Origin of the sequence: Shinella sp. WSD5-1, assembly GCF_963942435.1 — a bacterium.
GTDB lineage: Bacteria > Pseudomonadota > Alphaproteobacteria > Rhizobiales > Rhizobiaceae > Shinella > Shinella yambaruensis.
In genome coordinates, this window is the sequence record NZ_OZ012596.1 from 2,564,195 (window position 1) to 2,584,686 (window position 20,492).

The window sequence follows — 20,492 nt, forward strand, 5'->3', positions numbered from 1 at the left end:
GTTTGGCAGCCAATATCGGAGAAGTAAAAAAATGTTGCAGCCAAAGCGTACCAAGTACCGCAAGCAGTTCAAGGGCCGCATCAAGGGTGTCGCCAAGGGCGGCTCCGAGCTCGCCTTCGGCGAGTTCGGCTTGAAGGCTCAGGAACCGAACCGCGTGAACGCACGCGAGATCGAAGCGGCCCGCCGTGCGATCACCCGTTACATGAAGCGTGCCGGCCGTGTGTGGATCCGCGTGTTCCCCGACGTCCCGGTCACCGCCAAGCCGACGGAAGTCCGCATGGGTAAGGGTAAGGGTTCGGTCGAATACTGGGCAGCCAAGGTCAAGCCCGGCCGTATGATGTTCGAGATCGACGGTGTTTCCGAGGAAATCGCGCGTGAAGCGCTTCGCCTCGGCTCGGCCAAGCTCTCGGTCAAGACGCGCTTCGTACAGCGCATTGCAGAGTAAGGAGCGAGCGCCATGAAAGCCGCAGACGTCAAGGCGCTGAGCGCCGACCAGCTCAACGAAGAGCTTGCCAAGCTGAAGAAGGAGCAGTTCAACCTGCGCTTCCAGAAGGCCACCGGCCAGCTCGAGAAGACCTCGCGCATCAACGAAGTCCGCAAGGACATCGCGCGCGTCAAGACCATTGCCCGCCAGAAGGCGGCAGAAGCCAAGGCCTAAGGACCAAATAATATGCCGAAACGCATTCTGCAGGGCACTGTTGTCAGCGACAAGAACGACAAGACCGTTGTCGTTCGCGTCGAACGCCGTTTTGCCCATCCGCTGCTTCAGAAGACCGTTCGCCGGTCCAAGAAGTACAAGGCGCATGACGAAACCAACCAGTACAAGGTCGGCGACGTCGTTTCCATCCAGGAATGCGCCCCGATCTCGAAGGACAAGCGCTGGACCGTCGTATCGGCCCACGCTTAATAACATCGGAATTTGCGCCGGGCCCTTGTGTTCGGCGCAGAAATCTGTATGAAGCAGCGCAAGGACGCTCGGAATCACGAGCGTCTTTTGCTTTGAGCGCACGGAAGGTCCCATCGGCTCGCCGATCTGAGGAAACCACCCTGGCAAGAGACCATCCCGCGCGAAAACATGAATTTCCATAAGCTGGACCAGGGGGCTTTTGCCCAACCAGTCCGGTAAAACAAGAAGGCGACCTGACATGATTCAGATGCAGACTAACCTCGACGTCGCGGATAATTCCGGCGCACGTCGTGTCATGTGCATCAAGGTGCTGGGCGGCTCCAAGCGCAAGTACGCTTCGGTCGGCGACATTATCGTCGTCTCGATCAAGGAAGCGATTCCGCGCGGCCGCGTGAAGAAGGGTGACGTGATGAAGGCGGTCGTCGTGCGCACCGCCAAGGACATCCGCCGTCCCGATGGCAGCGTGATCCGTTTCGACAACAACGCAGCCGTCCTGATCGACAACAAGAAAGAGCCGATCGGCACCCGTATCTTCGGACCGGTTCCGCGCGAACTCCGCGCCAAGAACCACATGAAGATCATCTCGCTGGCTCCGGAAGTACTGTAAGGAGCGATGGCCATGCAAAAGATTCGTAAGGGCGACAAGGTCGTCGTGCTCACCGGCAAGGACAAGGGTCGTACCGGTGAAGTTGTTCAGGTCATGCCGAAGGAAGACCGTGCGGTCGTCAAGGGTATCAACCTGGTGAAGCGTCACCAGCGCCAGACCCAGACCCAGGAAGCCGGCATCATCACCAAGGAAGCTTCGATCCACCTGTCGAACATCGCGATCGCCGACCCCAAGGACGGCAAGCCGACCCGCGTCGGTTTCAAGATCGAGGGCGACAAGAAGGTTCGTGTAGCAAAGCGTTCGGGAGTGTCGATCGATGGCTGACACCAAGTATGAGCCGCGCCTCAAGAAGGAATACGTCGAGCGTATCCGCAAGGCGCTTCAGGAGCAGTTCTCCTTCGCCAACGAGATGCAGATCCCGCGGCTTGAGAAGATCGTCATCAACATGGGCGTGGGCGAAGCTACGGGCGACTCGAAGAAGCCGACCGTTGCTGCCGCCGACCTCGCGGCGATCGCCGGCCAGAAGCCGGTCATCACGCGCGCCCGCAACTCCATCGCGGGCTTCAAGGTCCGTGAAGGCATGCCGATCGGCGCGAAGGTCACCCTTCGCGGCGCCCGCATGTATGAATTTCTGGATCGCCTCGTGAACATCGCGCTGCCCCGCGTACGCGACTTCCGTGGTCTGAACCCGAAGTCCTTCGATGGCCGTGGCAACTTCGCCATGGGTATCAAGGAGCACATTGTGTTCCCGGAGATCAACTACGACAAGGTTGATCAGATGTGGGGCATGGACATCATCGTTTGCACGACGGCAAAGACGGACGACGAAGCACGGGCTCTTCTGAAAGAGTTCAACTTCCCGTTCCGCGCCTGACCGTAACGACAAGCGTAAAGAAGGATAACAACTGTTATGGCTAAAACCAGCGCAGTCGAGAAGAACAACCGCCGCCGCAAGCTGGTCGCCGCTCAGGCGTCCAAGCGTGCCGCCCTCAAGGCGATCATCCAGAACCAGTCTCTTCCCATCGAAGAGCGCTTCAAGGCGACCCTGAAGCTTGCCGAAATGCCGCGCAATGGCTCCAAGACCCGCATCCGCAACCGGTGCGAAGTCACGGGCCGTCCGCGCGCATTCTATCGCAAACTCAAGATGTCGCGTATTGCGCTTCGCGAACTGGGCAATCTCGGCAAGGTGCCGGGCATCGTCAAGTCGAGCTGGTAAGGAGACGGGCACATGGCAATGACTGATCCCTTGGGCGATATGCTCACCCGTATCCGCAACGGCGCCGCACGCCGCAAGTCGAGCGTTTCGACGCCCGCTTCCAAGCTGCGCGCCCGCGTTCTGGATGTCCTTCAGTCCGAAGGCTACATCCGCGGATATTCGGAGGTCGAATTCGGCAACGGCAAGTCCGAGCTGAACATCGAACTCAAGTACTATGAAGGCGCGTCCGTGATCCGCAAGATCGACCGCGTCTCCAAGCCGGGCCGCCGGGTCTATGTCTCGGTAAAGTCCATTCCGCAGGTCGCGAACGGCCTCGGCATCACCATCCTTTCGACCCCGAAGGGCGTGATGGCCGATCACCAGGCACGCGAACAGAACGTTGGTGGCGAGATTCTTTGCTCGGTCTTCTAAGGCTGAGCAGGAATTTCCATAACGAACAGACAGGATAAAACAATGTCTCGTATCGGTAAGAAGCCCGTTCCGGTTCCCGCTGGTGTCACCGCGACCGTCGATGGTCAGAAGGTCACCGCGAAGGGCCCGAAGGGCGAACTGTTCTTCGTCGCGAACGACGAAGTTTCGGTGAAGCTCGAAGACAACTCCGTTGTCGTTCAGCCGGTCAACGATAGCAAGGATGCTCGTTCCAAGTGGGGCATGTCCCGCACGATGGTCGAGAACATCTTCAAGGGCGTCAAGGACGGCTACGAGCGCAAGCTCGAAATCAACGGCGTCGGTTACCGCGCCTCGCTCCAGGGCAAGAACCTGCAGCTGGCCCTCGGCTTCAGCCATGACGTCGTCTACCAGACGCCGGAAGGCATCTCGATCGCTGTTCCGAAGCCGACGGAAATCGTCGTCTCCGGCATCAACAAGCAGCAGGTCGGCCAGGTCGCCGCGGAAATCCGCGAATACCGTGGCCCCGAGCCCTACAAGGGCAAGGGCGTCAAGTATGCCGAAGAGCGGATCGTCCGCAAAGAAGGCAAGAAGAAGTAAGGATCACGCGAAATGGCTAGCAGGAAAGAAGCTCTCCAGCGCCGCGCCAACCGCGTGCGCCGTTCCATCAAGGCGGTCGCCAATGGCCGTCCGCGCCTGTCGGTTCATCGCTCGTCGAAGAACATCTACGTACAGGTCATCGACGACGTGGCCGGCAAGACGCTTGCGTCCGCCTCCACGCTCGACACCGATCTGCGCTCGTCCTTGAAGACGGGCGCCGACACGGCAGCAGCCGCTGCCGTCGGCAAGCTCATCGCCGAGCGTGCCGTCAAGGCAGGCGTCAAGGAAGTCGTTTTCGACCGTGGCGCCTTCATCTATCACGGCCGCATCAAGGCTCTCGCCGAAGCTGCCCGTGAAGGTGGTCTGAACTTCTGATCATTCGGCCGGGCGCGAAAAGCGCCCCGCCGATCCTCAGCAGGGTATCGGTCGCTTCCATTGCTGAAATGGAGGCGACTTTCGTCAATCTGCCGATTGCACCCGGAAAAGAAAAAGGAAAAGGACAATGGCACAGGAAAAGCGCGGTCGCGATGACCGCCAGAACCGCGAAGAGCGCGACAGCGAGTTTGTTGACAAGCTCGTCGCGATCAACCGCGTCGCGAAGGTCGTCAAGGGCGGCCGTCGTTTCGGTTTCGCAGCGCTCGTCGTCGTCGGCGATCAGAAGGGCCGCGTCGGCTTCGGCCACGGCAAGGCACGTGAAGTTCCGGAAGCGATCCGGAAGGCCACCGAAGCCGCCAAGCGCGACCTGATCTTCGTTCCGCTGCGCTCCGGCCGCACGCTGCACCACGACGTGCACGGCCGCCACGGCGCCGGCAAGGTGCTTCTGCGTTCGGCCAAGGCCGGTACCGGTATCATCGCGGGTGGCCCGATGCGCGCCGTCTTCGAAACGCTCGGCGTCCATGACGTCGTCGCCAAGTCGACCGGCTCCTCGAACCCGTACAACATGATCCGTGCGACGTTCGACGCTCTCAAGAGCCAGATGCACCCGAAGGACATCGCGGCACAGCGCGGCATGAAGTACGCCACGCTGCAGGCCCGTCGTGCGTCCGCCGGCGTCGCTTCCGAAGAATAAGGAGCTGTGAGCCATGGCTAAGAAAGAAACCGCAAAGAAGACGGTGACTGTCGAGCAGATCGGCAGCCCCATCCGCCGTCCGGCCATCCAGCGCGCAACGCTGGTCGGCCTGGGCCTCAACAAGATGCATCGGGTTCGCACGCTGGAAGACACCCCGTCTGTCCGCGGCATGATCCGTGCCGTCCAGCACCTCGTTCGCGTCGTCGAAGAGAAGTGAGGGGATAGATCATGAAACTCAACGAAATCAAGGACAACGAAGGCTCCTCGAAGAACCGCAAGCGCGTCGGTCGCGGTATCGGTTCCGGCAAGGGCAAGACCGGTGGTCGCGGTGTCAAGGGTCAGAAGGCCCGTTCTGGCGTTGCCATCAACGGCTTCGAAGGCGGTCAGATGCCCATCTACCGTCGCCTGCCGAAGCGCGGCTTCAACAACATCTTCGCATCCGACTTCGTCATCGTGTCCCTGGACCGTGTCCAGAAGGCGATCGATGCCGGCAAGCTCGATGCCAAGGCGACCGTTGACGCAGCCGCCCTCAAGGCCGCCGGCGTCATCCGCCGCGAGAAGGACGGTGTCCGCATCCTCGCTGACGGCGAACTGAAGGCCAAGGTGACCTTCGAAGTCGCCGGTGCCTCCAAGCCGGCGATCGAGAAGATCGAAAAGGCCGGCGGCTCGGTCAAGCTGCTCTCGGCCGCTGCGGAAGCCGCCGAATAATTCGACGAAATTATCGCCCGGTGTGCTTCACACCGGGCGATTTTGCTCCCATATGTGAGCCTCACAACGACGGCCGGGATTCTTCTCCCCGCTGTTGTCCGGAATTAAAAGCCAGGGTGAGGCCGGGATTGCTTGACAATCCGCGTTTCAACCGGTTTAGGCTCCATCCGCCCGCTTTGCTGCACCGGCAGAGGGGCAAGACGAATTTCAGCATGGTCCGTCGGTCCGAGGAGGGGCGAGGGGGCGTGCCAACGGATCAGCCAATCCGGACCTGGCCGGGCTCCCCGCCGCCGGATCGGCTTCGCGGAGAAATGCATGGCTTCGGCAGCGGAACAACTTGCCTCTAATCTCAACTTCTCGACTTTCGCCAAGGCGGAAGATCTGAAGAAGCGTCTCTGGTTCACGCTGGGCGCGCTGCTCGTCTATCGTCTCGGCACCTATATCCCGTTGCCGGGCCTCAACCCCGAAGCCTTCGCGCAGGCCTTCCGCGGCCAGTCGGGCGGCATTCTCGGCCTCTTCAACATGTTCTCCGGCGGCGCCGTCGAGCGCATGGCGATCTTCGCGCTCGGCATCATGCCGTATATTTCCGCGTCGATCATCGTGCAGCTGATGACCTCGGTCGTTCCCTCGCTGGAACAGCTGAAGAAGGAAGGCGAGCAGGGCCGAAAGATCATCAACCAGTACACGCGCTACGGCACGGTGCTGCTTGGCACGCTGCAGGCCTACGGCATCGCGGTGGGCCTTGAGAGCGGGGCAGGGCTGGTCAACGATCCGGGCTGGTTCTTCCGCATTTCCACCGTCATCTCGCTGCTCGGCGGCACCATGTTCCTGATGTGGCTGGGTGAGCAGATCACCTCGCGCGGCATCGGCAACGGCATCTCGCTGATCATCTTCGCCGGCATCGTCGCGGCCCTGCCGAGCGCGCTCGCCGGCACGCTGGAACTCAGCCGCACGGGCGCTCTGTCGATCGGCGTGGTCATCGCCGTCGTGGTCATGGCCGTCGGCGTCATCGCGCTCATCGTCTTCGTCGAACGTGCCCAGCGCCGGCTTCTGATCCAGTATCCGAAGCGACAGGTCGGCAACCGCATGTTCCAGGGCGACACCTCGCACCTGCCGCTGAAGCTCAACACCGCGGGCGTCATCCCGGCGATCTTCGCCTCCTCGCTGCTGCTGCTGCCGGCGACGCTGGCGGGCTTCTCGAACACGGCCGAGCTGCCGGCCTGGGCAACGGCCGTCATCGCCGCCCTCGGCCACGGCCAGCCGCTCTACATGCTGTTCTATGCCGGCATGATCGCCTTCTTCGCCTTCTTCTACACGGCCATCGTCTTCAATCCGAAGGACACGGCCGACAATCTGAAGAAGCACGGCGGCTTCATCCCGGGCATCCGCCCGGGCGAGCGCACCGCCGAATATATCGACTACGTGCTGACCCGTGTCACGGTCATCGGCGCGCTCTATCTCGTCTTCGTCTGTATCCTTCCCGAAATTCTCATCGCGCAGACCGGGGTGCCGTTCTACCTTGGTGGTACGTCGCTTTTGATTGTTGTCAGCGTGACCTTGGATACTGTAGCACAGATACAGGGCCACCTGATTGCTCAGCAATATGAGGGGCTGATCAAGAAGTCGAAGCTGCGTGGCGGAAAGAGGGGACGATGAGACTGATTTTTCTGGGGCCGCCGGGGGCTGGCAAGGGGACGCAAGCCAAGCTCCTGACGGAGAGGCACGGCATTCCGCAGCTCTCCACGGGTGACATGCTGCGCGCGGCCGTCGCCGCCGGCACGGATGTGGGCAAGCGTGCGAAGGCCGTCATGGATGCCGGCCAGCTCGTCTCCGACGCGATCGTCAACGAGATCGTGTCCGACCGAATCGATTCGCCCGACTGTGCCAGGGGCTTCATCCTCGACGGTTACCCGCGCACGGTTCCGCAGGCCGAAGCCCTCGACCAGATCCTCGCCGGCAAGGGCCTCTCGCTCGATGCCGTCATAGAGTTGAAGGTCGACGAGGATGCGCTGGTCAAGCGCATGGAGACCCGCGTGGCCGAGACGATCGCCGCCGGCGGCACCGTCCGCTCGGACGACAACCCGGAAGCCTTCAAGCGCCGCCTCACGGAATACCGCGAGAAAACGGCGCCGCTGTCGAAGTACTACGCCTCGACCGGCAGGCTCCAGACGGTCGATGGCATGGCCAATGTCGACAAGGTGACCGCGGAGATCGCCGGAATCCTGGAGAACGCCTGAGATCGGGCGAAAAAGGATCCGGCCGGGAGTTGACTTTTTCGGCCGATTCCCCTTATGACAGCGCCAACTCGCGACATACCATTGCGATCGGCGCGGATTTCAGAAGAACGAAGTCCGGGTGCGGTCGTTTTCGACATGTCCCGAACCTCACCGCATGATCCCCTGGAGCGGAACGAACCAGGGCAAGGTCATGCGGCATCATAGATGAGCAGCGGCTTTTGCCGTATCGAATGAAGAAGACCACTTGCCGGATGGCAACTGGAAGCAAGGAGAACAGGCGTGGCACGTATCGCTGGCGTCAACATCCCGACTGCAAAACGCGTCGTCATCGCGCTGCGTTACATTCACGGGATCGGCCCGAAGTTTGCACAGGAAATCATCGAGAAGGTCGGCATCCCGGCTGATCGTCGCGTGCATCAGCTCACGGACGCAGAGATCCTGCAGATCCGTGAAGCCATCGACCGCGACTACCAGGTCGAAGGCGACCTGCGTCGCGAGACCTCGATGAACATCAAGCGTCTCATGGACCTCGGCTGCTACCGCGGCCTGCGTCACCGTCGCGGCCTTCCGGTCCGCGGCCAGCGCACGCATACCAATGCCCGCACCCGCAAGGGTCCGGCCAAGGCCATCGCAGGCAAGAAGAAGTAATTTCCCGGAAACGGGGAACAGGAGGCTGGCGCGCCGCGCCGGCCTCTTTTGAGTTTCGAGCGGGGTGTTGCGCCAGGCAAATGCCCCGGTCGGTGGAGCTGCTGGCATTACGGCAGTGACGATATCGCCGCAGATGCGGCCTTCGGGCGCATCTGCAAATACTGTTCAGGGCAGGGTGTCACCCCGGCCCGGTGGAGCCGCTGGAACTACGGCGGTGTCGAGATCAACGAAAGGACTATCCATGGCCAAGGAAGCCGCACGCGTCCGCCGTCGCGAACGCAAGAACATCACCTCGGGTGTTGCTCACGTCAATTCTTCGTTCAACAACACGATGATCACCATCACCGACGCACAGGGCAACGCGATTGCCTGGTCGTCGGCCGGTGCGAAGGGCTTCAAGGGTTCGCGCAAGTCGACCCCGTTCGCCGCCCAGATCGCTGCCGAAGACTGCGCCAAGAAGGCTCAGGAACACGGCATGAAGTCGCTGGAAGTCGAAGTCTGCGGTCCGGGTTCCGGCCGTGAATCGGCTCTGCGCGCCCTCCAGGCTGCCGGCTTCATGATCACGTCGATCCGCGACGTGACCCCGATCCCGCACAACGGTTGCCGCCCGCGCAAGAAGCGCCGCGTCTGATCATCGCATTCGAACTCTCGCGGAAGCCGGTTTCCGGCTTTCGCGGAACTTCAGGGCTCGGCCGTCACGATTGGATGGTGGCGGCGAACGGAAGGCAAAACATATGATCCAGAAAAACTGGCAGGAACTGATCAAGCCGAACAAGGTCGAGTTCACCTCCTCCGGCCGCACCAAGGCAAGCCTTGTTGCCGAGCCGCTGGAGCGTGGCTTCGGCCTGACCCTCGGCAACGCGCTGCGTCGCGTTCTCCTGTCGTCGCTGCGCGGTGCGGCTGTCACCGCCGTGCAGATCGACGGCGTGCTGCACGAGTTCTCGTCCATCCCGGGTGTCCGGGAAGACGTGACCGACATCGTGCTCAACATCAAGGAAATCGCCATCAAGATGGATGGCGATGATTCCAAGCGCATGGTCGTGCGCAAGCAGGGCCCGGGCGTCGTGACGGCTGGCGACATCCAGACGGTCGGCGACATCGAGATCCTGAACCCCAACCATGTCATCTGCACCCTCGACGAGGGCGCGGAGATCCGCATGGAGTTCACGGTCAACAACGGCAAGGGCTATGTCCCGGCCGACCGCAACCGCTCCGAAGACGCGCCGATCGGCCTCATCCCGGTCGACAGCCTGTATTCGCCGGTCAAGAAAGTGTCCTACAAGGTGGAAAACACCCGTGAAGGCCAGGTTCTCGACTACGACAAGCTGACGATGACCATCGAGACCGACGGTTCCGTCACGGGCGAAGATGCGATCGCGTTCGCGGCCCGCATCCTCCAGGACCAGCTCTCGGTCTTCGTCAACTTCGACGAGCCGCAGAAGGAAGCCGAAGAGGAATCGGTCACGGAACTGGCTTTCAACCCGGCGCTCCTCAAGAAGGTCGACGAACTGGAACTTTCGGTCCGTTCGGCGAACTGCCTGAAGAACGACAACATCGTCTATATCGGCGATCTCATTCAGAAGACCGAAGCCGAAATGCTTCGCACTCCGAATTTTGGTCGCAAGTCGCTGAACGAAATCAAGGAAGTTCTCGCTTCCATGGGCCTGCACCTCGGCATGGAAGTGCCGGCATGGCCGCCCGAGAACATCGAAGATCTCGCCAAGCGCTACGAAGACCAGTATTAACCCATCAAACGGCAGGCGACTGCCTGCATGTGAAGGAGAACCGAGATGCGCCACCAGAATTCGGGTCGCAAACTCAACCGTACCGCCAGCCACCGCAAGGCGATGTTCGCCAACATGGCTGCCTCGCTCATTCAGCATGAGCAGATCGTAACCACGCTGCCGAAGGCGAAGGAAATTCGCCCGATCGTCGAAAAGCTCGTCACCCTCGGCAAGCGCGGCGACCTGCACGCTCGCCGCCAGGCGATCTCGCAGATCCGCGACGTTGCCGTTGTCGGCAAGCTGTTCGACGCGATCGCGACGCGCTATGCCAGCCGTAATGGTGGCTACCTGCGCATCATGAAGGCTGGCTACCGTCATGGCGACAACGCCCCGCTCGCCGTCATCGAGTTCGTCGACCGCGACGTCGACGCCAAGGGCGCAGCCGACAAGGCCCGCGTTGCCGCCGAGGCGGACGCTGCCGAAGCCGCCTGATCGAACGAGCGTCCCGACCGGACGTCTTGAAGCCGGACGCGAAAGCGTCCGGCTTTTTCTTTGCGGAAATGGCGCCCGCAAGGATTTGGAAACCATGTCGCTAGGGATTGTCTTTAGCCCCGGGGCTTAAAGTCCCGGCCGAGTTTAATCGAGTTTGGGCGATGGCCGAGAATTTCGCATTCCTGCTGCCGGTGGTTCTCACCCTGTTCGGCGTGGCGTTTCTCATCGTCGCGCGCTTCGGCAACCGTGCCGCCCTGTTCTGGGGCAGCGGTTATCTCTGTGCGGCCCTCGGTTTCCTCGCGCCGCTTCTGCAGGCCGTTGCGCCGGTGCCTCTTGTCGCGATGACGGCGGATGCCGCGTTCCTCAGCGCCTTCCTCCTCTACAGCCAGGGCCTTTCCACCCATTTCGACGCGTCGCGGCATCTCGCCCTTCGTCTCGGCATCGCCGCCGTCGCCTATGGCATCATCGCCTACGCGGTCTTCGTCGCGCAAAGCCTGCGCTTCGAGCTCTTCGTCAGCGATATCGCCTGCAGCCTGCTGCTGCTGGTTGCCCTGCTGTCCTCCTGGCGCCGGTCGGGCACCTGGGTCGATCGCGCGCTGCTCGGGGCCGTCGTCTTCGTGATGCTGGAGACGACCCTGCGCACGATCGTTTTCTTCGTCATGGCGGGCAGCCTCGCCATGGACGCCTTCATCGGCTCGTCCTACGCCTTCGTCATGCAGATCACGGCGACGATCGGCGCTTTGCTCCTGGCCCTGACGGCGCTTGCCTCCGTGGCGCTGCGGATCGTCGAAGGGCACCGCAAGGCAGCGGCGGAGGATCCGCTGACGGGCCTTCTCAACCGTCGCGGTTTCGAGCAGCGCCTCGGCGAGCATGCGGGGAAAACCGAAGCGGCCATCATCGTCGCCGATATCGACTGGTTCAAGGCGATCAACGACCGCTTCGGGCACGCCGCCGGAGACGAGGCCATTCGCGAGGTGGCCACCCTCCTGCGCACGCTCGCCTGGCCCGGCGTCGCGGTCGCGCGCTTCGGTGGGGAGGAGTTCATCGCCTATCTGCCGAACTGCCGCCTGCAGGACGCCCATATGCTCGCGAACACCTTGCGTCTCGCCCTGTCGGAACGCGACCTCGGCCGCATCGGCATCGATCGCCCGATCACCGCAAGTTTCGGGGTGGCGGTCACGGCCGCCGGAGATCACACCATCCATGACGCGATCAGCCGCGCGGACCGGCTGCTCTACCTTGCCAAGAGCAATGGCCGGAACCGCGTCGTCAGCAACGCGGCCGATGTCCCGCTGTCGGCAGGGGCGAAGCTCTTCGTGGTGAAGGACGAGACGAGCGGTCCCGGCCGCGCCTCCTAGAGCATTTCCAGCAAAAGTGCGAAGCGGTTTTGCGTCCGGAAATGCGGTAAAAGCAGGAATCCAGAGCATTTCCTGCAAGAGTGCGAAACGCCTCAGGCCGAGCGTTCCTGTCCGCGAAACGCGGAGGCCCGCGGCTTTCCTCTTCCGCTGCCCCGGATCAGCGGCCGCGCCAGCCGATAGAGGAGAAGCAGCGCCACAAGCCCGATATAGGTCCACGGCTCCAGCCCCACGACCTTCACCGACATGGCAAAATGCAGCGCGCCGGCGGCGGCGATGACGTAGACCAGCCGATGCAGCTTCACCCAGCGCATGCCGAGCCTGCGGATCGACCAGGCATTGGAGGTCAGCGCCAGCGGGATGAGCAGCACGAAGGCGGCCATGCCGATGGTGATGAAGGGCCGCTTGGCGATATCGACCAGGATCGCCGAAAAATTCAGGTACTGATCGAGTAGCATGTAGGTGAGGAAATGCATCAGCACGTACCAGAACGCCAGCAGCCCGAGCGCGCGGCGATAGCGCACCCAGTTGATGGCGAAGAGGTCGCGGATCGGCGTGACGGCGAGCGTGGCGATGAGGAACCGCAGCGCCCAGAGGCCGAGCAGGTGCTCGAATTCCTTGACCGGGTTGCCGGGCAGGCGGCCCGTGGCGCCGAGCCAGAAGCCCCAGGCCGCCGGCACGAGGCCAAGGGCATAGAGCAGCCAGATCGAGGCCGCGTGGTATTTGCGCGGAAGGGTCGGCAGGCGCGCCATCAGTAGTTCGCCCTGAGGTCCATGCCGCTGTAGAGGCCGGCGACCTCCTCGGCATAGCCGTTGAAGGGCAGGGTCGGCCGGCGATTGGCGCCGAAGAAGCCGCCTTCGCCGATACGGTTCTCGCTCGCCTGGCTCCAGCGCGGATGGTCGACCTCCGGGTTCACATTGGCGTAGAAACCGTACTCGTTCGGCGCGGCGAGATTCCAGGTGGAGGGCGGCTGCTTGTCGGTGAGCGTGATCTTCACGATCGACTTGATGCCCTTGAAGCCGTATTTCCACGGCACGACGAGGCGGATCGGCGCGCCGTTCTGGTTCGGCAGCGTCTTGCCGTAGACGCCGACGGAGAGGATCGTCAGCGGATGGCGCGCCTCGTCGAGCCTGAGGCCCTCGACATAGGGCCAGGGCAGGGACTGGAAATAGCCGGACTGGCCGGGCATCTCCTCCGGTCTGACGACGGTTTCGAAGGCGACATATCGTGCGTCGCCCAGCGGCTCCACCTTGTCGAGCAGCGCGGAAAGCGGAAAGCCGATCCAGGGGATGACCATCGACCAGGCCTCCACGCAGCGCATGCGGTAGACCCGCTCTTCCAGCGGCAGGGCCATCAGCTCTTCCAGCCCGAACTCCTTCGGCTTGCCGACAAGCCCATCGACCTTCACCGTCCAGGGCGTCGGCTTGAATTTTTCCGAATTGGCGATCGGGTCGCCCTTGCCCATGCCGAACTCGTAGAAATTGTTGTAGCTGGTCACGTCCTTTTCGGGCGTCAGCGCCTCGTCCACCGCGTAGGGCGATTTCGATGCCTTCAGGGCTTCGGCGAAAGCGGGCATGCCCGACGCCAGAAGCGCTCCACCGGCCGCGGCCGCCAGAAACGAGCGGCGCGCGAGGAAACAGTGTTCCGGCGTGATCTGCGAAGCGGGAATGCGGGGCGGGCGGTAGAGAGACATGGCGGGGCTCGATCTTTTCGGTTGTTTCCCTGGTACCTACGTAAACGCGGCGGATGTTGTTTCAACGGCGGCGAAAGATTTGTGGCGACCACATTTTCGTGCGCGCCGCGTGAGATCGCCGCAATCGGCGCCTCCTCCACAATTTGCCTTTTTTCCCGCGAGATCCTATCTGATCGTGACGCAGAAACGAAGGAGACTCGTCCATGCCGAACGTCCGCATCCTGCTTGCCGCCCCGCTTGCCGTTGCTCTCGCCTTTGCGGCGCCCGCAATGGCCGAGGAGCGCACCGTGCCGCAATCGCGCACGGAAATGCAGCTCTCCTTCGCGCCGCTGGTCAAGCAGGTCGAGAACGCCGTGGTCAATGTCTATGCCGAGCGCGTCGTCGAGCGCCGCTCGATCTTCGACGGCGACCCCTTCTTCGAGGAGTTCTTCGGCCAGCGCATGCCGAACCGCAGCGAAAAGCAGTCCTCGCTCGGCTCGGGCGTCATCGTCGGCGCCAAGGGCATCGTGGTGACGAACAACCATGTCATCGAGGGCGCGAGCGACATCAAGGTCGCGCTGGCGGATGGCCGCGAATATGAAAGCACCGTGGTGCTGAAGGACGAGCGCGTCGACCTTGCCGTGCTGAAGATCAAGGCGGATGCGGATTTCACGGCCCTGCCGCTTGGCGACAGCGACGCGGTCGAGGTCGGCGACCTCGTGCTCGCCATCGGCAATCCGTTCGGCGTCGGCCAGACGGTGACGAGCGGCATCGTCTCGGCGCTTGCCCGCAACCAGGTCCGTTCCGGGGATTTCGGCTTCTTCATCCAGACGGACGCCTCGATCAATCCCGGCAATTCCGGCGGCGGCCTCATCAACATGAACGGCGAGCTGATCGGCATCAACACCGCGATCTTCTCGCGCGGCGGCGGCTCGAACGGCGTCGGCTTCGCCATCCCGGCCAACCTGGTGAAGACCTTCGTCGCCAGCGCCGAAAACGGCAGCGCCACCTTCGACCGCCCGTTCATCGGCGCCACCTTCGATGCGGTGACCTCGGAGGTCGCCGAAGCGCTCGACCTGGATCGCGCCCGCGGCGCGCTCATCTCGCAGGTGCAGGCCGGCAGTCCGGCGGAAAAGGCCGGCATGAAGCCCGGGCAGGTGGTCACCGCCGTCAACGGCGTTCCCGTCGAGCATCCCGACGCCCTCGGCTATCGCCTCACCACCGTGGGCATCGGCGGCACGGCGCGCATCACCGTCATTGCCAATGGCAAGGAAGAGGACCTGACGCTCTCGCTCGACCGCGCGCCCGAGACCACGCCGCGCGACGAGCGGCTGATCGAAGGCCGCAATCCCTTCTCCGGCGCGGTCGTCGCCAACCTCTCGCCGCGCGTGGCGGAGGAACTGCGCATGCCGACCAACCGCACCACGGCCGGCGTCGTCGTCACCGAGGTCAATCGCGGCTCGCCGGCGGCGCGCATCGGCCTCCAGCCGCGCGATATCATCATCGCGCTCAACGGCACCGAGGTCGCCTCGACCGAAAGCCTCGCCTCGCTCGTCAACGAGGACCCGTCCATCTGGCGCGTCGAGATCGAGCGTGACGGCCAGCGCATCCGCCAGTTCTTCCGATGAGCGACCTCTTCGCCCCGCGTGAACCGGAGGAGATGGCGGCAAAGCGGCCCCTGGCCGATCGCCTGCGCCCCCGCACGCTGGGCGAAGTGTCCGGCCAGGAGCACCTGACGGGTCCCGACGGCGTGCTCTCGCGCATGATCGAGGCCGGCTCGCTCGGCTCGATGATCTTCTGGGGTCCGCCCGGCACGGGCAAGACGACGGTGGCGCGCCTCCTGTCCGGCGAAACGGGGCTCGCCTTCGAACAGATCTCGGCGATCTTCTCCGGCGTCGCCGATCTCAAGAAGGTATTCGAGGCCGCGCGCCAGCGCCGCATGGGCGGCCGGCAGACGCTGCTCTTCGTCGATGAGATCCATCGTTTCAACCGCGCCCAGCAGGACAGTTTCCTGCCGGTCATGGAGGACGGCACGATCGTGCTCGTCGGCGCGACGACGGAGAACCCGTCCTTCGAGCTCAATGCCGCGCTTCTCTCCCGCGCCCGCGTGCTCACCTTCAAGCCGCATGACGAACAGAGCCTCGAGGAGCTTTTGAAGCGTGCCGAGGCGATCGAGGAAAAACCGCTGCCGCTCGACGAAGAAGCGCGCGCCTCGCTGCTGCGCATGGCCGATGGGGACGGGCGGGCGGTGCTGACGCTTGCCGAGGAAGTCTGGCGCGCCGCCCGCGCCGGCGAGACCTTCGGTCAGGACGATCTCTTCCGCATCGTGCAGCGCCGGGCCCCCGTCTACGACAAGTCGCAGGACGGCCACTACAATCTCATCTCCGCGCTGCACAAGTCCGTGCGCGGGTCCGATCCCGATGCGGCGCTCTACTATCTCACCCGCATGCTGGATGCCGGCGAGGACCCGCTGTTCCTCTGCCGGCGCATGGTGCGCATGGCGGTGGAGGACATCGGCCTTGCCGATCCGCAGGCGCTCGTCGTCTGCAATGCCGCCAAGGATGCCTACGATTTCCTCGGCTCTCCGGAGGGGGAACTGGCGCTGGCGCAGGCCTGCGTCTATCTCGCCACCGCACCGAAATCGAACGCCGTCTACACCGCCTACAAATCCGCGATGCGCGCGGCGAAGGAAAACGGCTCGCTGCTGCCGCCGAAGCACATCCTCAATGCGCCGACGAAGCTGATGAAGGGCGAGGGCTACGGCGACGGCTACCGCTACGACCACGACATGCCGGACGCCTTTTCCGGACAGGATTATTTCCCGGAGAAGATGGGGCGGAAAACCTTCTACGATCCGCCCGAACGCGGCTTCGAGCGGGAGCTGAAGAAGCGGCTGGAATGGTGGGCGAAGCTGCGCCGGGAGCGGGGCTGAGACCCGCCGCGCCCGTCAGGAGGCGGCGCTGAAGCGCTGCACGGGCTTCTGCGGGGCGGCCGGCACGATCCTGATCGACGACTCGGCCTTGCCGGGATGCCCCTCCATGTCGACCACCACATGCCAGTGGCCGTTTTCCGGGATTTTCAGCCGGATCGGCGACTGCTTGGCGACGCCGCCGAGGAACTTGTGCTGGCGGGCATTCTTGAAGAGATCGAAATTGCCGTGGCTCATCAGCCGCACATTGGCGATGGCCGAGAGCGTGATCTCGATGACCGTACCGGCGCGCTGCATGTCGAGGTCATAGTGCGTGTAGGAGAAGCTGTGTGCCATCGTCTTCCCGGATATATCTGGTTCGGCGCTAATATTCGCATGGCCGGGTTAATGTTCCCTTCCGCGCCGACCGGACGGGCCGATCGGAAATAGAGCAGGCTTTTCAAACCGTTGCCGCCGCTAGCGGAATCAATCCGGCAGGAACCTGAATCCAGCTGGCAGGCGTCTGCCGAAAATTTCGCGAGCCCTGTCGGGGCGGCGCGCTCCGCCGCGTCCTTGGTGCATGAAGCCGGCGGGCCGCCGGCCGGAACCCGAGGAGACGGACCATGCCGAAGCTGACCATCATCACCCTCCTGACCGCCGCCCTTGCCGCCTTCGCCCCCCTTTCGGCGCAGGCGGAGGATGTGGCCGAGAACCCGTTGCAGGGCGAGGCCGGCAAGCCGGACAAGGCGGGGCACCTGACGGTGAACGGCATCGACTACTATTACGAGATCCGCGGCAAGGGCGAGCCGCTGCTCCTGCTGCATGGCGGCCTCGGCCAGATCGAGATGTTCGGCGCCAACCTCAAGACGCTGCAGGACAACCGCCAGGTGATCGGCGTCGACTTGCAGGGCCATGGCCGCACGCCGCTCGGCACGCGGCCGATCGACATAACCGCCATCGGCGCCGACATGGCCGAGCTCGTGGAGGAACTGGGCTACGACCAAGTCGACGTGCTCGGCTATTCCTTCGGCGGCGGCGTGGCGCTGCACATGGCCGCCGGCGCGCCGGACAAGGTGCGCCGCCTCGTCATCGCCTCGGCGCCCTTCGCCAGGAACGGCTTCTTCCCGGAAATGCTGCCGCAGCAGGAGGCGGTCTCCGGAGCCATGGCGGAGATGATGAAGGAGACGCCGATGTACAGGTCCTATGGCGCCGTCGCGCCGGACGTTTCCGAATTCCCGAAGCTGCTCGACGCGATGGGCGCGGCCATGCGCGTCGATTACGACGCCTCCGATGCGGTGGCAAAGCTCTCCATGCCCGTCATGCTGATCTTTGGCGACAGCGACATGATCCGCCCGGAACATATCGTCGAATTCTACCAGAAGCTCGGCGGCGGGCTGAGGGATGCCGGCTGGATGCGGGAGAACATGGCGAAGAACCGTCTCGCCATCCTGCCGGGCCTCACCCACTACGAGACCTTTGCAGCCCCCGCACTCGTCAGCACGGCCCTGCCGTTCCTCGATGGCGAATCCGGTGCGCAAAGCTGGGCCGGGCAGGTGAGCGGCGAATAGTCGAAAAGGAGAAGCCCGGATGCATGGGAGGGCATCCGGGCTTCGTCGCGTCCGTGAGGCCGTCTGCCAGCGGCGGCCATGCTTCGATCGACCCCTGATCGGGGCGCCGGCTAGTGGCAGACGCGGACGCGTTTGATGATCAGGTTGCCGTAGTAGTCGTAGCTCTTGATCTTCTTGATGAAGCAGGCGGGCTGGTAGCCGTAGCTGTAATAGCCGGCCTGCGACGGCGCGGCGAAGGAGGCGGCGGCGGTGAAAGCGATGGCGGCGGCAAGGATGAGATTGCGCATGTCGAAGTCCCCTCTGGTTCGGTCGGGATGGTTCGTTCCATCCAGTGACCGAACCTTCGCATGGGACGGTTTCAGGCGCTGTTCCGCATGGAACAGGGGTCAGCCGAGGCCTGCCGCCCAGGCCTTCACGGTGTGGGCCATGGTGGCGAGGTGGTCGGCGGCGGTAAAGCCGGAAACGCTCTTGCGCGGCTTGAGGTCATGGTCGCCGTCTTCCAGCCACAGGAAGCGGATGCGCTCCGGCAGTCCGTAGCCGGGCACCTCGTTCTTCGTGCCGAAGGGATCGCGCGTACCCTGGCAGATGAGGCTTGGCGTTGCGAGCGCCATGAGGTGGGCCGTGCGCAGCTGCGCCGGCTTTTCCGGCGGGTGGAACGGATAGCCGAGGCAAAGCAGGCCGGCGATGCGGCCTTCTGCAAGAAGCCCGTCGGCCACCATGCTGGCGACACGGCCGCCCATCGACTTGCCGCCGATGACGAGCGGCCCCGTGGCGGCGAGATCCGCGACGGCCGCGCGAAATTCGGGATTCAGCGTCTCGGCCCTGGGCGGCGGGCGGCGGCTGCCTTCGGTGCGCCGGGCGGCCATGTAGGAGAATTCGAAGCGCGCGACGCGCAGGCCCTCCGCCGCCAGGGCATCCGCTGCCGCGTTCATGGCTGGCGAATCCATCGGCGCGCCGCTGCCATGGGCAAGAAGCAGGGTGACGGCGGCATCGTCCGGGCCGGTGAAAAGGAAGGCGGTGCTCATCGCCGGTCAGACCGTTCGCGGCAAGGGCCGGGCATGCGCCGTATCGCCGCTCACTTGGCGTGATCCTTCACCTCGCCGGGGGCGATCGGGTCGCTCGCCGGAAAGGTCTCTTCCAGCGCCTCCTCCAGATAGTCGTCCTGCTCGGCTTTGGCCGACTTTCGCTTCTGCCGGGCGCGTTCCTCCTCGAGCGACGCTTTGGGGCTGTCCTTTTCCGTCGGCATGATCGTCTCCCTCGAAATGGCTTCGCCCCCTAAGATAGGGTGTTTTTCCTCAGGGGCGAGGGGGTCAGGTTTCCGGCAGCGCCAGTTCGGCGATGACGGGCAGATGGTTCGAGCCGAAATTCGGACCGACGCGGCGTGCCCGCACGGAAATATCCGGCGAGACGACGATATGGTCGATCGAGGCGCCGATATAGGCGACCGTGTCGAGTTTCTGGCTGAACCGCGTGACCGGCTGCAGCCAGCCGCCCGCGGTGGAGGCAAGGCCCGCCTGCTTGAGGAAGGCACGGAAGAAGGGCGACCAGGTCGGCGTGTTCCAGTCGCCCGCGACGATGACCGGCGCCGTCTCGAGGTCGCCGCGCACCGCGTCGGCGGCCGCCGAGAGATAGGCGTTGCGATCGTGCCACTGCCAGAGCCGGCGCGGCGTTTCGGGGTGGAAGGCGTAGAGGAAGAGCGGCTTGCCGCGCATGTCCAGTTCCAGGCGGAGCGGCTGCTTGTAGGCGCGCTCCTCGGTGAAGGCGCGCTTCAATTCGGTCTGCGAGCGGATCGGCAGGACGGAGAAGACCTTGATGGCATCGCGCTCGCGTACGTCCGAATTGCTTTCATAGGCATAGAGGCCGGCGGCGGAAAGCGCCTCCTCCCAGCGCTTCGTCGTCTCCTGCAGGATGACGATATCGGGTTTTTCCCGGCGCAGCATCGCGATGAAGACGGCAGGATCCTGCGCATTCCGGACGAAGAGATTGGCGGTCAGCACCTTCAGGCCGCCTGCGGCGGCGGAGGCGCGGGCGGTCGGCACATCGGCCGCCGGGATCAGGGCGACCGCAAGGCCGGCCCCCGCAATCACGATCGCCTTCAGGCGCCGCGTCACCAGGGCGGCCACGACGAGCAGGGCGCCGGTGGCGATGATGTAGGGCCAGGCGAAGGTGAGAAGATCGACGAGCCAGAACCGGTCGGCGGCAAGCACGACGATGCTGACGGCGAAGAGATAGGCAATGACGCCCGGCAGGACGAGGACGCGGTAGGCAAGGGCGATCGGCCCCTTGAACGGCGCTATCGGCATCGACTGTTCCTTCTGCATCACGGGACGGGCAGGTCGATTCCCGCAACGGGAGGCTTGCATGTAACCCGCCCTTTCCCGCATCGCAATGACA

General features: G+C 63.8%; 30 protein-coding genes. 23 read left to right on the forward strand and 7 right to left on the reverse strand.

The annotated features are described in order from the left end of the window. The first annotated feature begins 31 nt into the window (after positions 1-31). The 20 genes from rplP to AABQ55_RS12690 all read left to right on the forward strand — a co-directional run bounded on the left by rplP (position 32) and on the right by AABQ55_RS12690 (position 11,953). Positions 32-445, forward strand: a complete 414-nt coding sequence (gene rplP / locus AABQ55_RS12595; RefSeq protein ID WP_024270440.1) for a 50S ribosomal protein L16 — start codon at positions 32-34, stop codon at positions 443-445. A gap of 12 nt (positions 446-457) precedes the next feature. Beyond that, positions 458-658 (forward strand): 50S ribosomal protein L29, encoded by a 201-nt coding sequence (gene rpmC, locus AABQ55_RS12600; RefSeq protein WP_024270441.1) that lies wholly within the window; start codon positions 458-460, stop codon positions 656-658. A gap of 12 nt (positions 659-670) precedes the next feature. Beyond that, a complete protein-coding gene (rpsQ, locus tag AABQ55_RS12605) occupies positions 671-907 on the forward strand; it encodes a 30S ribosomal protein S17 (RefSeq protein ID WP_024270442.1) in 237 nt (78 codons plus the stop codon). Positions 908-1,145: 238 nt separating this feature from the next. Beyond that, the gene (gene rplN, locus AABQ55_RS12610) at positions 1,146-1,514 is read left to right on the forward strand and encodes a 50S ribosomal protein L14 (protein WP_018328276.1); all 369 of its coding nucleotides are present in this window, start codon (positions 1,146-1,148) and stop codon (positions 1,512-1,514) included. A gap of 12 nt (positions 1,515-1,526) precedes the next feature. Beyond that, positions 1,527-1,838, forward strand: a complete 312-nt coding sequence (rplX, locus tag AABQ55_RS12615; RefSeq protein WP_064329857.1) for a 50S ribosomal protein L24 — start codon at positions 1,527-1,529, stop codon at positions 1,836-1,838. Continuing rightward, on the forward strand, positions 1,831-2,388 hold the full coding sequence (rplE, locus tag AABQ55_RS12620; RefSeq protein ID WP_272805246.1) for a 50S ribosomal protein L5: 558 nt from the start codon (positions 1,831-1,833) through the stop codon (positions 2,386-2,388). The genes rplX and rplE overlap by 8 nt, the downstream gene beginning before the upstream one ends. A gap of 36 nt (positions 2,389-2,424) precedes the next feature. Then, positions 2,425-2,730, forward strand: coding sequence for a 30S ribosomal protein S14 (rpsN, locus tag AABQ55_RS12625; RefSeq protein ID WP_244765686.1), 306 nt, complete (start codon positions 2,425-2,427; stop codon positions 2,728-2,730). Between the two features lie 12 nt (positions 2,731-2,742). Continuing rightward, the gene (gene rpsH, locus AABQ55_RS12630; protein ID WP_023517482.1) at positions 2,743-3,141 is read left to right on the forward strand and encodes a 30S ribosomal protein S8; all 399 of its coding nucleotides are present in this window, start codon (positions 2,743-2,745) and stop codon (positions 3,139-3,141) included. Positions 3,142-3,183: 42 nt separating this feature from the next. Then, positions 3,184-3,717: a 50S ribosomal protein L6 gene (gene rplF, locus AABQ55_RS12635; RefSeq protein ID WP_244765685.1), complete on the forward strand. Its 534-nt coding sequence runs from the start codon at positions 3,184-3,186 to the stop codon at positions 3,715-3,717. Positions 3,718-3,729: 12 nt separating this feature from the next. Beyond that, positions 3,730-4,092 carry a 50S ribosomal protein L18 gene (gene rplR / locus AABQ55_RS12640; protein WP_064329862.1) on the forward strand — a complete coding sequence of 121 codons (363 nt, stop codon included), beginning with the start codon at positions 3,730-3,732 and terminating at the stop codon, positions 4,090-4,092. A gap of 127 nt (positions 4,093-4,219) precedes the next feature. Next, the gene (gene rpsE / locus AABQ55_RS12645; protein WP_023515494.1) at positions 4,220-4,786 is read left to right on the forward strand and encodes a 30S ribosomal protein S5; all 567 of its coding nucleotides are present in this window, start codon (positions 4,220-4,222) and stop codon (positions 4,784-4,786) included. A 13-nt stretch (positions 4,787-4,799) separates the two neighbouring features. After that, positions 4,800-5,003, forward strand: a complete 204-nt coding sequence (rpmD, locus tag AABQ55_RS12650) for a 50S ribosomal protein L30 (protein WP_064329863.1) — start codon at positions 4,800-4,802, stop codon at positions 5,001-5,003. A gap of 11 nt (positions 5,004-5,014) precedes the next feature. Then, positions 5,015-5,494: a 50S ribosomal protein L15 gene (rplO, locus tag AABQ55_RS12655; protein WP_244765684.1), complete on the forward strand. Its 480-nt coding sequence runs from the start codon at positions 5,015-5,017 to the stop codon at positions 5,492-5,494. 315 nt (positions 5,495-5,809) lie between these two features. Further along, entirely contained in the window at positions 5,810-7,150 is a 1,341-nt protein-coding gene (gene secY / locus AABQ55_RS12660; protein WP_272805247.1) for a preprotein translocase subunit SecY, read from the forward strand. Further along, the gene (locus tag AABQ55_RS12665) at positions 7,147-7,731 is read left to right on the forward strand and encodes an adenylate kinase (protein WP_244765682.1); all 585 of its coding nucleotides are present in this window, start codon (positions 7,147-7,149) and stop codon (positions 7,729-7,731) included. Before secY ends, AABQ55_RS12665 begins: the two co-directional genes overlap by 4 nt. Before the next feature lie 279 nt (positions 7,732-8,010). Beyond that, a complete protein-coding gene (gene rpsM / locus AABQ55_RS12670; RefSeq protein ID WP_064329867.1) occupies positions 8,011-8,379 on the forward strand; it encodes a 30S ribosomal protein S13 in 369 nt (122 codons plus the stop codon). 241 nt (positions 8,380-8,620) lie between these two features. Further along, entirely contained in the window at positions 8,621-9,010 is a 390-nt protein-coding gene (gene rpsK / locus AABQ55_RS12675) for a 30S ribosomal protein S11 (RefSeq protein WP_023513823.1), read from the forward strand. Positions 9,011-9,113: 103 nt separating this feature from the next. After that, positions 9,114-10,124, forward strand: a complete 1,011-nt coding sequence (locus AABQ55_RS12680; protein WP_064329868.1) for a DNA-directed RNA polymerase subunit alpha — start codon at positions 9,114-9,116, stop codon at positions 10,122-10,124. A 45-nt stretch (positions 10,125-10,169) separates the two neighbouring features. Beyond that, complete coding sequence (rplQ, locus tag AABQ55_RS12685; RefSeq protein WP_244765681.1) at positions 10,170-10,595, forward strand: 50S ribosomal protein L17; 426 nt, start codon at positions 10,170-10,172, stop codon at positions 10,593-10,595. A 161-nt stretch (positions 10,596-10,756) separates the two neighbouring features. Next, positions 10,757-11,953 (forward strand): GGDEF domain-containing protein, encoded by a 1,197-nt coding sequence (locus AABQ55_RS12690; RefSeq protein ID WP_272805248.1) that lies wholly within the window; start codon positions 10,757-10,759, stop codon positions 11,951-11,953. Between the two features lie 92 nt (positions 11,954-12,045). Here AABQ55_RS12690 and msrQ read toward each other — a convergent pair whose 3' ends face one another. Beyond that, positions 12,046-12,702, reverse strand: coding sequence for a protein-methionine-sulfoxide reductase heme-binding subunit MsrQ (gene msrQ, locus AABQ55_RS12695; RefSeq protein WP_272805249.1), 657 nt, complete (start codon positions 12,700-12,702; stop codon positions 12,046-12,048). Further along, complete coding sequence (msrP, locus tag AABQ55_RS12700) at positions 12,702-13,643, reverse strand: protein-methionine-sulfoxide reductase catalytic subunit MsrP (protein ID WP_272805250.1); 942 nt, start codon at positions 13,641-13,643, stop codon at positions 12,702-12,704. Before msrP ends, msrQ begins: the two co-directional genes overlap by 1 nt. A 269-nt stretch (positions 13,644-13,912) precedes the next feature. On the opposite strand from msrP, the gene AABQ55_RS12705 reads away from it, so the two are divergent. Both AABQ55_RS12705 and AABQ55_RS12710 read left to right on the forward strand, forming a co-directional pair. Continuing rightward, positions 13,913-15,250 carry a DegQ family serine endoprotease gene (locus tag AABQ55_RS12705; RefSeq protein ID WP_443021151.1) on the forward strand — a complete coding sequence of 446 codons (1,338 nt, stop codon included), beginning with the start codon at positions 13,913-13,915 and terminating at the stop codon, positions 15,248-15,250. Then, entirely contained in the window at positions 15,247-16,554 is a 1,308-nt protein-coding gene (locus AABQ55_RS12710; protein ID WP_244765676.1) for a replication-associated recombination protein A, read from the forward strand. Before AABQ55_RS12705 ends, AABQ55_RS12710 begins: the two co-directional genes overlap by 4 nt. A 15-nt stretch (positions 16,555-16,569) precedes the next feature. On the opposite strand, the gene AABQ55_RS12715 is transcribed toward AABQ55_RS12710, so the two are convergent. Continuing rightward, complete coding sequence (locus tag AABQ55_RS12715) at positions 16,570-16,887, reverse strand: DUF1883 domain-containing protein (RefSeq protein ID WP_244765675.1); 318 nt, start codon at positions 16,885-16,887, stop codon at positions 16,570-16,572. Positions 16,888-17,153: 266 nt separating this feature from the next. Here AABQ55_RS12715 and AABQ55_RS12720 point away from each other — a divergent pair, with 266 nt between their 5' ends. Then, positions 17,154-18,098: an alpha/beta fold hydrolase gene (locus AABQ55_RS12720; protein ID WP_272805252.1), complete on the forward strand. Its 945-nt coding sequence runs from the start codon at positions 17,154-17,156 to the stop codon at positions 18,096-18,098. A 110-nt stretch (positions 18,099-18,208) separates the two neighbouring features. Here the strand turns inward: AABQ55_RS12720 and AABQ55_RS12725 are convergent, their stop codons facing one another. The 4 genes from AABQ55_RS12725 to AABQ55_RS12740 all read right to left on the reverse strand — a co-directional run bounded on the left by AABQ55_RS12725 (position 18,209) and on the right by AABQ55_RS12740 (position 20,401). Further along, positions 18,209-18,385, reverse strand: a complete 177-nt coding sequence (locus tag AABQ55_RS12725) for a hypothetical protein (RefSeq protein WP_272805253.1) — start codon at positions 18,383-18,385, stop codon at positions 18,209-18,211. A 99-nt stretch (positions 18,386-18,484) separates the two neighbouring features. Then, complete coding sequence (locus AABQ55_RS12730; RefSeq protein ID WP_272805254.1) at positions 18,485-19,123, reverse strand: alpha/beta hydrolase family protein; 639 nt, start codon at positions 19,121-19,123, stop codon at positions 18,485-18,487. A 50-nt stretch (positions 19,124-19,173) separates the two neighbouring features. Beyond that, entirely contained in the window at positions 19,174-19,344 is a 171-nt protein-coding gene (locus AABQ55_RS12735; RefSeq protein ID WP_272805255.1) for a hypothetical protein, read from the reverse strand. 64 nt (positions 19,345-19,408) lie between these two features. After that, on the reverse strand, positions 19,409-20,401 hold the full coding sequence (locus tag AABQ55_RS12740) for an endonuclease/exonuclease/phosphatase family protein (RefSeq protein WP_272805256.1): 993 nt from the start codon (positions 20,399-20,401) through the stop codon (positions 19,409-19,411). Positions 20,402-20,492 lie beyond the last annotated feature (91 nt).

What these genes read in the sequence shown, in the direction of transcription:
- rpsQ (WP_024270442.1), top strand. Translation starts at nt 671, where the DNA reads ATGCCGAAACGCATTCTGCAGGGCACTGTTGTCAGCGACAAGAACGAC.
- secY (WP_272805247.1), top strand. Translation starts at nt 5,810, where the DNA reads ATGGCTTCGGCAGCGGAACAACTTGCCTCTAATCTCAACTTCTCGACT.
- AABQ55_RS12735 (WP_272805255.1), bottom strand. Translation starts at nt 19,344, where the DNA reads ATGCCGACGGAAAAGGACAGCCCCAAAGCGTCGCTCGAGGAGGAACGC.
- rpsN (WP_244765686.1), top strand. Translation starts at nt 2,425, where the DNA reads ATGGCTAAAACCAGCGCAGTCGAGAAGAACAACCGCCGCCGCAAGCTG.
- AABQ55_RS12705 (WP_443021151.1), top strand. Translation starts at nt 13,913, where the DNA reads ATGGCCGAGGAGCGCACCGTGCCGCAATCGCGCACGGAAATGCAGCTC.
- msrQ (WP_272805249.1), bottom strand. Translation starts at nt 12,702, where the DNA reads ATGGCGCGCCTGCCGACCCTTCCGCGCAAATACCACGCGGCCTCGATC.
- rpsE (WP_023515494.1), top strand. Translation starts at nt 4,220, where the DNA reads ATGGCACAGGAAAAGCGCGGTCGCGATGACCGCCAGAACCGCGAAGAG.
- rpmD (WP_064329863.1), top strand. Translation starts at nt 4,800, where the DNA reads ATGGCTAAGAAAGAAACCGCAAAGAAGACGGTGACTGTCGAGCAGATC.
- rpsH (WP_023517482.1), top strand. Translation starts at nt 2,743, where the DNA reads ATGGCAATGACTGATCCCTTGGGCGATATGCTCACCCGTATCCGCAAC.
- rplR (WP_064329862.1), top strand. Translation starts at nt 3,730, where the DNA reads ATGGCTAGCAGGAAAGAAGCTCTCCAGCGCCGCGCCAACCGCGTGCGC.
- AABQ55_RS12725 (WP_272805253.1), bottom strand. Translation starts at nt 18,385, where the DNA reads ATGCGCAATCTCATCCTTGCCGCCGCCATCGCTTTCACCGCCGCCGCC.
- rplQ (WP_244765681.1), top strand. Translation starts at nt 10,170, where the DNA reads ATGCGCCACCAGAATTCGGGTCGCAAACTCAACCGTACCGCCAGCCAC.
- rplE (WP_272805246.1), top strand. Translation starts at nt 1,831, where the DNA reads ATGGCTGACACCAAGTATGAGCCGCGCCTCAAGAAGGAATACGTCGAG.
- rplO (WP_244765684.1), top strand. Translation starts at nt 5,015, where the DNA reads ATGAAACTCAACGAAATCAAGGACAACGAAGGCTCCTCGAAGAACCGC.
- rplX (WP_064329857.1), top strand. Translation starts at nt 1,527, where the DNA reads ATGCAAAAGATTCGTAAGGGCGACAAGGTCGTCGTGCTCACCGGCAAG.
- rplP (WP_024270440.1), top strand. Translation starts at nt 32, where the DNA reads ATGTTGCAGCCAAAGCGTACCAAGTACCGCAAGCAGTTCAAGGGCCGC.
- AABQ55_RS12740 (WP_272805256.1), bottom strand. Translation starts at nt 20,401, where the DNA reads ATGCCGATAGCGCCGTTCAAGGGGCCGATCGCCCTTGCCTACCGCGTC.
- AABQ55_RS12680 (WP_064329868.1), top strand. Translation starts at nt 9,114, where the DNA reads ATGATCCAGAAAAACTGGCAGGAACTGATCAAGCCGAACAAGGTCGAG.
- rplN (WP_018328276.1), top strand. Translation starts at nt 1,146, where the DNA reads ATGATTCAGATGCAGACTAACCTCGACGTCGCGGATAATTCCGGCGCA.
- AABQ55_RS12730 (WP_272805254.1), bottom strand. Translation starts at nt 19,123, where the DNA reads ATGAGCACCGCCTTCCTTTTCACCGGCCCGGACGATGCCGCCGTCACC.
- rplF (WP_244765685.1), top strand. Translation starts at nt 3,184, where the DNA reads ATGTCTCGTATCGGTAAGAAGCCCGTTCCGGTTCCCGCTGGTGTCACC.
- AABQ55_RS12665 (WP_244765682.1), top strand. Translation starts at nt 7,147, where the DNA reads ATGAGACTGATTTTTCTGGGGCCGCCGGGGGCTGGCAAGGGGACGCAA.
- rpsK (WP_023513823.1), top strand. Translation starts at nt 8,621, where the DNA reads ATGGCCAAGGAAGCCGCACGCGTCCGCCGTCGCGAACGCAAGAACATC.
- AABQ55_RS12690 (WP_272805248.1), top strand. Translation starts at nt 10,757, where the DNA reads ATGGCCGAGAATTTCGCATTCCTGCTGCCGGTGGTTCTCACCCTGTTC.
- AABQ55_RS12720 (WP_272805252.1), top strand. Translation starts at nt 17,154, where the DNA reads ATGCCGAAGCTGACCATCATCACCCTCCTGACCGCCGCCCTTGCCGCC.
- AABQ55_RS12715 (WP_244765675.1), bottom strand. Translation starts at nt 16,887, where the DNA reads ATGGCACACAGCTTCTCCTACACGCACTATGACCTCGACATGCAGCGC.
- rpmC (WP_024270441.1), top strand. Translation starts at nt 458, where the DNA reads ATGAAAGCCGCAGACGTCAAGGCGCTGAGCGCCGACCAGCTCAACGAA.
- msrP (WP_272805250.1), bottom strand. Translation starts at nt 13,643, where the DNA reads ATGTCTCTCTACCGCCCGCCCCGCATTCCCGCTTCGCAGATCACGCCG.
- AABQ55_RS12710 (WP_244765676.1), top strand. Translation starts at nt 15,247, where the DNA reads ATGAGCGACCTCTTCGCCCCGCGTGAACCGGAGGAGATGGCGGCAAAG.